The sequence below is a fragment of the Shewanella sp. 10N.286.52.B9 genome (assembly GCF_002873635.1).
Taxonomy (GTDB): Bacteria; Pseudomonadota; Gammaproteobacteria; order Enterobacterales; family Shewanellaceae; genus Shewanella.
Window position 1 is genome coordinate 60,072 of sequence record NZ_MCTY01000047.1, and the last position, 10,773, is coordinate 70,844.

At 43.5% G+C, this 10,773-nt stretch carries 13 protein-coding genes; all 13 read right to left on the minus strand.

Annotated features, from left to right (window positions below; all coding sequences use genetic code 11):
• The coding region (locus tag BCU91_RS04045; RefSeq protein WP_198589953.1) for an Hpt domain-containing protein at positions 1–457 on the minus strand (457 nt) is incomplete at its 3' end.
• 16 nt (positions 458–473) lie between these two features.
• Positions 474–1,211 (minus strand): protein phosphatase CheZ, encoded by a 738-nt coding sequence (locus BCU91_RS04050; RefSeq protein WP_102439501.1) that lies wholly within the window; start codon positions 1,209–1,211, stop codon positions 474–476.
• A 14-nt stretch (positions 1,212–1,225) separates the two neighbouring features.
• Positions 1,226–1,609 carry a chemotaxis response regulator CheY gene (cheY, locus tag BCU91_RS04055; protein WP_076540257.1) on the minus strand — a complete coding sequence of 128 codons (384 nt, stop codon included), beginning with the start codon at positions 1,607–1,609 and terminating at the stop codon, positions 1,226–1,228.
• Positions 1,610–1,650: 41 nt separating this feature from the next.
• A complete protein-coding gene (locus BCU91_RS04060; RefSeq protein WP_102439500.1) occupies positions 1,651–2,370 on the minus strand; it encodes an RNA polymerase sigma factor FliA in 720 nt (239 codons plus the stop codon).
• Positions 2,363–3,244 carry a MinD/ParA family protein gene (locus BCU91_RS04065; protein ID WP_076540438.1) on the minus strand — a complete coding sequence of 294 codons (882 nt, stop codon included), beginning with the start codon at positions 3,242–3,244 and terminating at the stop codon, positions 2,363–2,365. Before BCU91_RS04065 ends, BCU91_RS04060 begins: the two co-directional genes overlap by 8 nt.
• A gap of 4 nt (positions 3,245–3,248) precedes the next feature.
• The gene (flhF, locus tag BCU91_RS04070; protein WP_102439499.1) at positions 3,249–4,634 is read right to left on the minus strand and encodes a flagellar biosynthesis protein FlhF; all 1,386 of its coding nucleotides are present in this window, start codon (positions 4,632–4,634) and stop codon (positions 3,249–3,251) included.
• A 30-nt stretch (positions 4,635–4,664) separates the two neighbouring features.
• A complete protein-coding gene (gene flhA, locus BCU91_RS04075) occupies positions 4,665–6,764 on the minus strand; it encodes a flagellar biosynthesis protein FlhA (protein ID WP_102439498.1) in 2,100 nt (699 codons plus the stop codon).
• 115 nt (positions 6,765–6,879) lie between these two features.
• Complete coding sequence (flhB, locus tag BCU91_RS04080; protein ID WP_102439497.1) at positions 6,880–8,010, minus strand: flagellar biosynthesis protein FlhB; 1,131 nt, start codon at positions 8,008–8,010, stop codon at positions 6,880–6,882.
• A 7-nt stretch (positions 8,011–8,017) separates the two neighbouring features.
• Positions 8,018–8,821 carry a flagellar biosynthetic protein FliR gene (gene fliR, locus BCU91_RS04085; RefSeq protein ID WP_102439496.1) on the minus strand — a complete coding sequence of 268 codons (804 nt, stop codon included), beginning with the start codon at positions 8,819–8,821 and terminating at the stop codon, positions 8,018–8,020.
• Between the two features lie 4 nt (positions 8,822–8,825).
• Entirely contained in the window at positions 8,826–9,095 is a 270-nt protein-coding gene (gene fliQ / locus BCU91_RS04090) for a flagellar biosynthesis protein FliQ (protein WP_076540242.1), read from the minus strand.
• Positions 9,096–9,113: 18 nt separating this feature from the next.
• A complete protein-coding gene (gene fliP, locus BCU91_RS04095; RefSeq protein WP_241901019.1) occupies positions 9,114–9,821 on the minus strand; it encodes a flagellar type III secretion system pore protein FliP in 708 nt (235 codons plus the stop codon).
• A gap of 35 nt (positions 9,822–9,856) precedes the next feature.
• The gene (gene fliO, locus BCU91_RS04100; RefSeq protein WP_241904031.1) at positions 9,857–10,285 is read right to left on the minus strand and encodes a flagellar biosynthetic protein FliO; all 429 of its coding nucleotides are present in this window, start codon (positions 10,283–10,285) and stop codon (positions 9,857–9,859) included.
• Positions 10,286–10,315: 30 nt separating this feature from the next.
• Entirely contained in the window at positions 10,316–10,699 is a 384-nt protein-coding gene (fliN, locus tag BCU91_RS04105; protein WP_076540237.1) for a flagellar motor switch protein FliN, read from the minus strand.
• Between the last annotated feature and the right edge of the window lie 74 nt (positions 10,700–10,773).

The following is a 10,773-nucleotide window of genomic DNA, read 5'->3' on the forward strand; positions in this document are numbered from 1 at the left end:
CTTCAATTAAAGCCTCTTCAGCAATTAACGCGTCTTCGGGCGTGCTGGCAAGCTCTGAGGCTAATGGCGCTCCAGAACTTAACAGCTTTAAACGAGCTAATAAGTCGGCGTCGGCATCATCTTGTGGCTGACCTTGCTGGGTCTGTGCAAACATCGAATTAATCGCATCAACAGCTTGCAAAATGATGTCCATCAATTCGGCATTTACTTGACGCTTACCCGTTCGCAGTAAGTCAAAGGTATTTTCAGCTTCGTGGCACACATCGACCATAGGGCCTAAGCTCAAAAAGCCTGCGCCACCTTTTACAGTATGAAAACCTCTAAAAATCGCATTCAGTAAATCAGCATCATCAGGATTATTTTCAAGAGCGACGAGTTGCTCTTGTAGAAGCTCTAAAATTTCACCAGCTTCAATCAAAAAGTCCTGGAGTATCTCTTCATCAACATCAAAAGACATTAAATTTGACTCCTAATTAGAAACCCAGACTTGATAGCAGATCATCCACTTCATCTTGGCCAGTCACCACGTCTTCGCGGGTGTCAGCATTTAAGATAGGGCCTTCTGCTTCAATTTTATTATCATCAATGACTCGATCCGAGTCGGCTGCATTTTCGCCAAAGATTGTCAGCATAGACACTAAACTGCTTTCAACTTCGATGACTAAGTCAATAACTCGGCGGATCATTTGGCCAGTCAAATCTTGAAAATCTTGCGCCATCAATATTTGATTGAGCAGTTCTCTTAGTCGATTTGAATCATGTTCGCTATGGGACATGATATGTTGAACGTCATGACACAAGGACTTAAATTCCACTAAGGAAATGTCCCTACGCATCAATTTGTCCCACATTGGCGTGACCGATTGAATGTTATTTATTATTGTATCGGCCAAAGGTAAACATTCTTCAACTGCATCCATGGTTTTATTTGCAGCTTGCTCTGTCATATCAATGACAAAGTTGAGTCTTTCTTTTGCATCGGGTATTTCATGGTTAGCAAGTTCAACCAGACGGGTATCCAATTGAAAGTCATTTAGTGAACTGTGTAACTGACGGGTCAGCTTGCCAACTTCATCAAACAGTTCACGTTGTATTGGCACTGACAGGTCACGAATGACCGCATCAGCTTGCTCTTGTTGTCCATCTTCAAGCAATTTAACAAGTTGCTGGGCTTGCTCAAGATCTATGAGCCCTGATATTGCTGCCTGCATAACTTATCCTTTGCTTAGGCTAAACGTTCAAAGATTTTATCGAGTTTTTCTTTTAACGTTGCTGCGGTAAAAGGTTTAACCACATAGCCATTAACGCCAGCTTGCGCTGCGGCAATAATTTGTTCACGTTTTGCTTCTGCTGTTACCATTAATACTGGCAAGTGTTTTAATGAATCGTCAGCTCTAATGGCTTTTAACAAATCAATCCCTTGCATACCCGGCATATTCCAATCGGTTACGACAAAGTCAAAATCGCTTTTTTGTAACATCGGTAGTGCGGTATTGCCATCATCTGCTTCTTGAGTATTATTAAATCCCAAGTCTCGCAACAAGTTCTTTATGATACGTCTCATTGTTGAAAAATCATCAACAATCAGTATCTTCATATTCTTGTCCAAGGTTTCCTCCGGTGAGCTTAATTCGTTGCTCTTATTAGTAATTATACCTGTGTCCAATGCTTGAGTTTGCCTTTGAGACGCAGCATTGCCTGACTTAAGATCTGGCTAACACGCGACTCGCTGACCTCAAGAACGGCACCGATTTCTTTTAAATTTAACGCTTCGTCATAATATAGCGACAAAACTAGCGCATCTCTTTCGGGTAATGTGGTAATTGCTTGTGCTAATGCCGATTTAAACTGCACTTCGGCTAAAGAATCAAAACTTTCATCCTCAGTTAATTCATCAGACACAATCACATCTTCTGAAACACCTAAGTCTTCAATCCCAATAACTTTTCCTACTGAAACATCGTTTAAAATATGGTGATACTCTTCAAGAGATATTTCCAATTTTTCTGCGATTTCAGTATCTCTGGCATCACGACCTAATTCTTGACCCAGTTCATCGATAACTTGTGCAACACGGCGTTGGTTACGATGTACCGAGCGCGGCACCCAATCACCACGGCGAATTTCGTCGATCATCGAACCACGAATTCGGATCCCAGCAAAGGTTTCAAATTTGGCGCCTTTAGAGCCATCAAACTTTGATGATGCTTCCAGCAGCCCCATCATCCCAGCTTGCAATAAGTCATCAAGTTGTACCGATGCTGGCAGCCTTGCCAACATATGATGTGCAATTCTTTTTACCAGCGGTGCATACTGTTCAACAATTGAGGTTTTATTATCAAACTGAGTATACGCGGCGGCTTTATTCACTCGGTGTATCCTCTTTTACTTCTTTGCGCTGAACAAGACGTTCAACAAAGAACTCTAGATGACCACCAGGCTGCTGTGGCACAGGCCAGCTCATGATTTTATTGGCTAAACCGTGGTAAGCAATGGCTGCTGGTGATTTTGGAAATGCTTCCACAACCAACTTCTGCTTACGTACTGATTTACGTAAATTTTCATCAAATGGCACTGTCGCAACAAGCTCTAAAGCCACATCTAAAAATCTATCGGTTACTTTACTTAACTTGGCGAATAACTCCATGCCTTCTCGCAAACTGCGCACCATATTTGCCACAATTTTGAAGCGGAACACACCGTGCTCACGACTTAATATTTTGATCAGGGCATAGGCATCGGTTATTGATGTCGGTTCATCACAAACTACAATCAATACATCTTGTGAGGCACGGGAAAAACTCAGCACCATATCAGAGATACCCGCTGCGGTATCAACGATTAAAATATCAAACTGGGTTTTCATATCGCTAAAGGCACGAATTAATCCAACATGTTGCGCTTGGGTCAATTCCACCATCGCTTGAGTGCCTGATGTGGCAGGTACAATACCAATGCCTTTCGGGCCTCGAACAATAATGTCGTCTAATTCTGCTTCGCCAGATAATACGTGAGATAAGTTTTTCTCAGCTCGAATACCTAACATCACATCAACGTTGGCGAGTCCTAAATCGGCATCGAGTACTAAAACCCGTTTGCCTTTCTCAGCAAGTGCTACCGCGGTATTAATCGACACACTGGTTTTACCCACGCCGCCTTTACCACCGCTGACTGCAATTACTTTTACTTTATCGTTATTTGGTTGATTCATCATACGTAAACCACTTGCTTGATCTCGGGTCATATCTTTACTCGAATGCATAGGCCATGTCATTTGACCACGCAGTGTCAGGTGACGTTTGAGGTTTTGTTTCGTTAAGTGCTGCTAACGCTTGTCTTGCTAATGAAAGCGTATCGGCAACCTGCATATCTTCTGGAACACGTTGCCCATCAGTAACATAACTTAGTGGCAACCCATTTTGGATTAATACACTTAATGCGCCAGCAATAGATACTGACTCATCTAATTTTGTCAGTATACACCCAGATAACGGGATTCTTTTAAAATGTTCTACGGCATCGAGTAACACTCTTCGTTGAGAGGTTGCCGACATCACCAAATAACTACGAATGGGTATTCTGGTGTTTGCCATCAAATCATCTAATTGCTGATAAAGGCGTAAATCTCGTTGCCCCATACCCGCAGTGTCAATCAATACTAACTTACGATTCTTAAACTGATAAAGAATTTGTTCTAATTCAGTTAAATCATGTGCTTGTTTAACTGGACAGCCCATTATTTTGCCATAAGTTGCCAATTGCTCAAAGGCTCCAATACGATAATGATCTGTGGTAATTAACGCAACTTGTTCTGGGCCATGATGAGCGGCAAATCTGGCAGCAATTTTAGCCAATGAAGTGGTTTTGCCGACACCAGTTGGACCGACAAATGCGACTACGCCACCAGTGCGCACAATATCGTCACCTTGGTTATCGAGCAGGTTGGCCAAACTTTGGGGTAAGGCTCTGACTAAATCGGCGGGAGAAAACTGCTGACTTAGGCTGGATAACTTGGCAGCGACAGCAGGCGAGAACTCTGCGGCAATTAATTTACTTTCAAGCATCGCGCCCACAGGATCGGTGCGTTTTTTCTGTTCTTTCATTAATGAAGAAACTTGATGAGTTAGCAAACCACGCAGTGACGCCATCTCTTCGCGCATTGCTTCCATTTCAGCTGAATGACCTTTATTTGGAGATCTAGACGGCTCAATGTGTTGCTGATGCTGTCTTGGTTCTTTAGCTGCAGGTTTGCTTGCTTCTAACTGTTTAGCCCAATCTGGTAATTCCGGCTCTTCATGTTGCTGGGAAATTTGTTGCTGCAGGCGGCTATGCTGCTTTTCTAATAACGCCTGTAATGAATCAGCTACTGGCGGTGGGCTGACTTTAGTGTGTGCTTTAATAGCAGGTTTATTAGCACCAATTGACACACGGTCTTCAGTCACATTCATAAAGGCTGCAACGGGCGATTTTACTGCAACATCAACTTTAGGCTCATCGTAGTCAACTGCTGCAACAATTTCGATGCCACCAGTTACTTTCTTATTCGACATGATCACCGCGTCAGAGCCCAAAGTCTCTTTGACTTGAGCTAATGCTGAGCGCATATCCTTGGCAAAAAATCGTTTAATTTTCACTACGTACCTCTTTCAAACTGAAAGTCATTGCTATTGCCCAACTGCAGATACTATGCGTATTTGCTTTTCATCGGGTATTTCTTGGTAAGAAATAACCCGTAAATTAGGAATGGTGTATTTCACAAACCGCGACAAAGTTGACCTAAGCATGCCTGATGTCAATAAAATGGCTGGTTGACCGACCATTTCTTGCTTCTGAGAAGCATCTAATAATGACTTCTGCATACGTTCTGCAAGGCCTGGCTCAATATTGGGCCCTTCACCGCCGGTTGCCTGCATAGACTTGTGCAACATCTGTTCCAACTCTGGCGCCAATGTTATGACAGGGATTTCCAATTCGGGCCCAGAGATCTCTTGCACTATCATTCGTTTCAAGGCAATACGTACTGCAGCGGTTAACACTTCAGTATCATTACTTTTGCTGCCGTATTCTAACAGTGTTTGCACGATTGTGCGCAAGTCTCGGATAGAAACTCCTTCATTAAGAAGGTTTTGCATCACTTTTACCACTGAACCTAGCGGCATAACGTCTGGTATAAAGCCATCCACTAACTTCGGCGAGTTTTTCGATAGCATATCCATTAACTGCTGCACTTCTTCATAGCCCAATAATTTAGCCGCATTATTGGTCAGTAACTGGCTTATATGAGTAGCAACAACAGTCGCGGTATCAACCACGGTATAACCTAATGTTTGCGCATGTTCACGTTGCGCTGGAGCTATCCAAACGGCTTCTAAACCAAAAGCTGGATCTTTGGTCTCTATGCCATCAAGCTTGCCGTAAACCTGACCTGGATTAATCGCTAACTCGCAATCATGTCTTACTTCTGCTTCGCCAACTACCACGCCCATTAAGGATATTTGATAGCAGTTGGGGGATAAATCTAAGTTGTCACGAATATGCACTGCCGGTACCAAAAAGCCCAATTCCTGCGATAATTTTTTACGTACCCCTTTAATTCGACTGAGTAACTCGCCGCCTTGACCTTTATCTACCAGCGGAATAAGTCGATAGCCCACTTCAAGGCCAATGGTGTCTACATGATGTACATCTTCCCAGCTTAGCTCTTTGGGCTCAGCCTCTTTGACATCGCTTGGGCCTTTAACTGCTTTTTCTAGCGCAAGGGTTTTATTGTCGTTATTGCGTTTATAAATAAAGTAAGCTGCGCCTGCGGTAATAAATGCAAACGTTAAAAACGCGAAATGTGGCATACCAGGTACAACACCCATAACAAAAAGCACGGCTGATGCAATGGCCATAGACTTAGGACTATGGAACATTTGGCTGATCATCATCCCGCCCATATCGCCAGACTCATTTTGGCGCGTCACCATCAAGGCGGCGGCGATAGATAAAAGCAATCCGGGTATTTGCGCCACCAAACCATCACCAATGGTCAGTAAGGTATAAATCTCCACCGCGCTTGAAAAATCCAAGCCGTGCTGCACCATGCCGATGACAAAACCGCCAAGGATATTAATCACCAGAATCATAATCCCAGCAATAGCATCCCCTTTCACAAATTTTGACGCACCGTCCATCGCGCCATAAAAGTCAGCTTCTTTCGTCACTTCAGCACGGCGAATACGTGCCTGATCTTGAGTTAATGTACCGGCATTTAAATCGGCATCAATGGCCATCTGTTTACCCGGCATGGCGTCCAAGGTAAAACGTGCGCTCACTTCTGAAATACGCCCCGCACCTTTGGTTACTACGGCAAAGTTGATGATGATCAGGATTAAAAACACCACTAAACCCACAGCATAGTTACCGCCAATCACCACCGAACCAAAGGCTTCAATCACTTTACCCGCGGAGTCACCACCGTTATGCCCCTCAAGTAACACTATTCGTGTTGAGGCCACATTCAATGCTAAGCGTAATAAGGTGGCCACCAGTAAAACAGTCGGAAATGCGGCAAAATCTAGTGGGCGATCACTATAAATAGCGACAAGTAACACGATTAAAGCGAGGGAAATGTTAAAGGAGAATAGAATATCAAGCAGAAATGGCGGCATCGGCAATACCACCATACCTAATGCAGCCAGCACCAATAAAGGGGTACCAATACCTTTGAATGTGCTAAATCGTATTTGCTTTGCTTGACCTAGCGCTGTCTTTACATCCATTAACCGTAAACCCTTTCGTAATATTTTTGACGCTGACATCAGCGAAATGCAATTACTAAGCCAAGCTATTAGTTAATAGCAGCTGTTGCGGTTTGAGTGCCTAAAAACACCGCAGCTAATGTTTTAAATCATCCGGAATAGGTTGATTGAGCGGAATAGGTTTTGGACGTTTACCGCGACCCTTTTGGTATTGTTTTAACTGAAATACGTAAGCTAAGATTTGTGCAATGGCGGTAAATAGTCCTTCCGGTACCTGTTGGTCAATTTTAGTTGTATGATATATGGCTCTGGCTAGCGGCGGCGCTGATACAATTGGCACTTCGTGCTCTCGGGCTATTTCGCGAATTTTAAAGGCCACATCATCAACCCCTTTTGCCACTAAAAATGGCGCAGATGAACGACTGGCATCATATTTTACTGCCACAGCGTAATGCTCTGGGTTAACCACAATCACATCGGCATTGGGCACTTCAGACATCATGCGTTTATTGGCCATCTCATGCTGCAATTGCCTAATACGGCCTTTTACTTCAGGCTTACCTTCAGAGTCTTTATACTCGTCTTTAACTTCTTGTTTGGTCATTTTAAGCTGTTTATTGTGGTTCCATATTTGAAATGGCACATCAATCACCACAATCAATAGCATTGATGAACACAATAAAATAAACATCCATACCAATAGATCCAGCGCGTGGTAAATATTTCCCGGTAAATGACCCATAGATAAGGTCAAAATATCGTAAAAATAAAACGACAATAAAAAATACGCCGATATTGCCACCACCAAAAATTTAGCAATACCTTTAGTTAGTTCAACTAAGGCCTGGGTGCCAAACATTCTTTTAAAGCCTTTAGCAGGGTTCATTTTACTGCCCTTAGGCATAAAAGCTTTAACCGAAAAAGTAATACCGCCTAAGACAATATTGCCAAGAAAGGCAATAAAGGCGAGAAAAGCAATGAAACTGAATAATGGCCAAGCAAGCTCAGCGCCAATAACCCCCCAAACTAGGAACATAGAGTTGGTGTCATAGATCTGATCCCGCTCCATGGTGAGCATTTGCGTCATCACGCTGTGTAAGCTGCGCGCCAGATCTTGGCCAACAAACGCAAACCCCACAGCAGATGCTAATAATACTGCTGCGGTTCCTAACTCTTTAGAGCGGGCGACCTGACCTTTTTCACGGGACTGTTCCAGTCGCTTGGCGGTGGGGTCCTCGGTGCGTTCTTGACCGGTATCTTCTGCCATCTTGTCCCTACTGGCTTATGGAACCGTCAATGTGACAGGTCAGTTGTAAAATATCACACATCAGCAGCTGGGCTTGCAGCCACACCTGATCAAAATGAGACATGATAGGGCCTAGGGTCAGCCAGAGAATAAATAAGCCACTGACCATAGTCACTGGAAAACCGATGGCAAAAATATTCAACTGCGGTGAAGCCCGGGTCATTACTCCAAACGAGAGGTTAATAAGCAATAATGCCACAATCGCTGATATTGACATGGTTAACGCCGCGCCAAACATATAACTGCCAAACTCGGTAAGTTTTTTATAATTGGCAATGCTAAAGCCTTCGGTTGAAACCGGAATGGTTTCAAAGCTGGCCACCAGCATTTTAAACATCAATAAATGACCATCTACACTTAAAAAAATCAAGGTCGCCAGCAATAAAAAGAAGTTACCCACTACCGGGGTTTGCTCACCGGAGCCTGGGTCCACCATGGAAGCGAAGCCTAAACTGGTTTGCATACCAATAATTTGCCCTGTTAATACAAAAGTTTGCATCACTAAAATGGTCACAAAACCAATAGCTGTGCCCACTAAAATCTGCTGAGCTGAAACAAATACTGCAGTTAATGAAAATAGCTCCACATATGCTGTTTTTGGCAGTACCGGCGCAACGGCAATGGTGATGGCCATCGCCAATAATAAGCGGATCCGCGACGGAGTCGTATTGGCGCCAAAGACCGTCATTACCATTAGCATTGAAGAAATACGAAACAGCGGCCAAATATAGGCGGCAATGGTTTGGCTAATTTCCTCGAACAGAATATCCAATGACCTAACCTATAACCTGCGGGATCATATCCACCATATTATAGAAAAAATCCATCATGGTTTGCACCAGCCAATGGCCTAAAAACATCAGTGAAAACAGGGTCATTAATAGACGCGGTAAGAAACTTAAGGTTTGTTCATTAATGGAGGTGGCAGCCTGAAACACCGCCACAATCAAACCGACAAATAAACCCGGTAAGATAATAGCCGAGACAATGAGCACGATAACGGACAGCGCCTCACGAAAAATATCAATCAATGACTCTGGTGACATTAGCCCTGCTCCCTAAACCTAAGTGCCGAAACTACTGGCCAAGGTGCCCAGTACTAAGCCCCAACCATCAACCAACACAAACAGCATGATTTTAAAGGGCAAGGACACAATCATCGGCGATAACATCATCATACCCATTGCCATCAAAATACTGGCGACCACCAAATCCAATACCAAAAATGGCACAAATAACATAAAGCCAATTTGAAAAGCGGTTTTAAGCTCACTGGTGATAAACGCTGGTATCAAAACGCTCATCGGAGCCAGCTCAGGGGAAGTGATATCGGTATAACCTGAAATTTCGACAAAGGTTTCTAAATCTGTGGTTCTGACTTGCGCCAACATAAACTGCCTTAAGGGCTCTTTACCCACTTCAAAGGCTTGCTGCATTGTCAGAGTTTCATTCATGTAAGGTTTTACCGCTTCAGCATGAATTTTATCAAATACTGGCGCCATGATAAAAAAGGTCATGAACATGGTAATGCCAATGAGCACCTGATTTGATGGGGTTTGCTGCAAACCTAATGCTTGGCGCAAAATTGATAGCACCACGATGATGCGGGTAAATGAGGTCAGCATTATTACCATTGCTGGAATAAAGCTCATGGCCGTCATTAGCAGTAATATCTGCATAGTGACTGAATATTCGGTACTGCCGTCAGCCCCTGCAGTCACTGTCACTGCTTTTAGTAAGCCATCTTCTGCAAAACTAACAGGCGTGAACATTAATCCAGCCAACAAAGCCAGCACTATCCATCTTTTCATGATTGCAGATCCTTGGCCTTGACTGTTGCTTGCGCTTTTGCTTGCTTGAGACGAGTGGCAAAACTAGTGCTTTCTATTTCAACGTTTGTGTCTAGCTTATCAATAAGGTTAACTTGCTGTGAGGTCACCCCTAAAAGATATTGCTGACCTTCAAGCTCAACCAGAACCAGCTTTTCTTTTTGACCAAGTGGCGTCATGGCAATGGTTTTTATCACCCCTTGATTTGACTGCACTAAGTTTAATTTTTTGACAATAAATGCCAGTAAAAAGATGATGGCGATAACGAGAATAAGCCCGCCCACCATGCTTGAAAGCGCAGCCACATTTGATGTTTCTGGGGCTTTAGACACGGTTGTGGCAACTGCGGTTGTTGCCGTGTCAGTAAGCGCAGAGCTAGCTAACGCTAGCGAGGAGAACACATTCAACACAGGGTTAAATCCTTAATGCTTGTTCGATTACTTTAACTTCTTAATGCGTTCTGTTTGGCTAATCACATCTGTCAGACGAATACCAAATTTGTCATTCACCACAACCACTTCGCCATGAGCGATAAGCGTGCCATTTACCATCACATCAAGGGGCTCACCCGCCACCCGATCTAGCTCGACCACCGAACCTTGGTTCAGTTGCAGCAAGTTACGAATACTAATAAAACTGCGACCGACTTCCATCGAAATCGTTACCGGTATATCCATAATGGCATCGAGCTTTTCAGCTTGATCATGCGAGATTGGCGCGGCTTCATCTACCAGTTCATCAAGGGCGACTTGTTCAGCTTCTTTTGCTTCTTCAAGTGCCTGCTCTGCCATTGCAGCAGCCCAATCATCGGTATCACTCATTTATTTCACCTTAAAATTCTGACATGTTATCCGTTAAACATTCACGGACAATAATTATTAAATCTATAAATTAT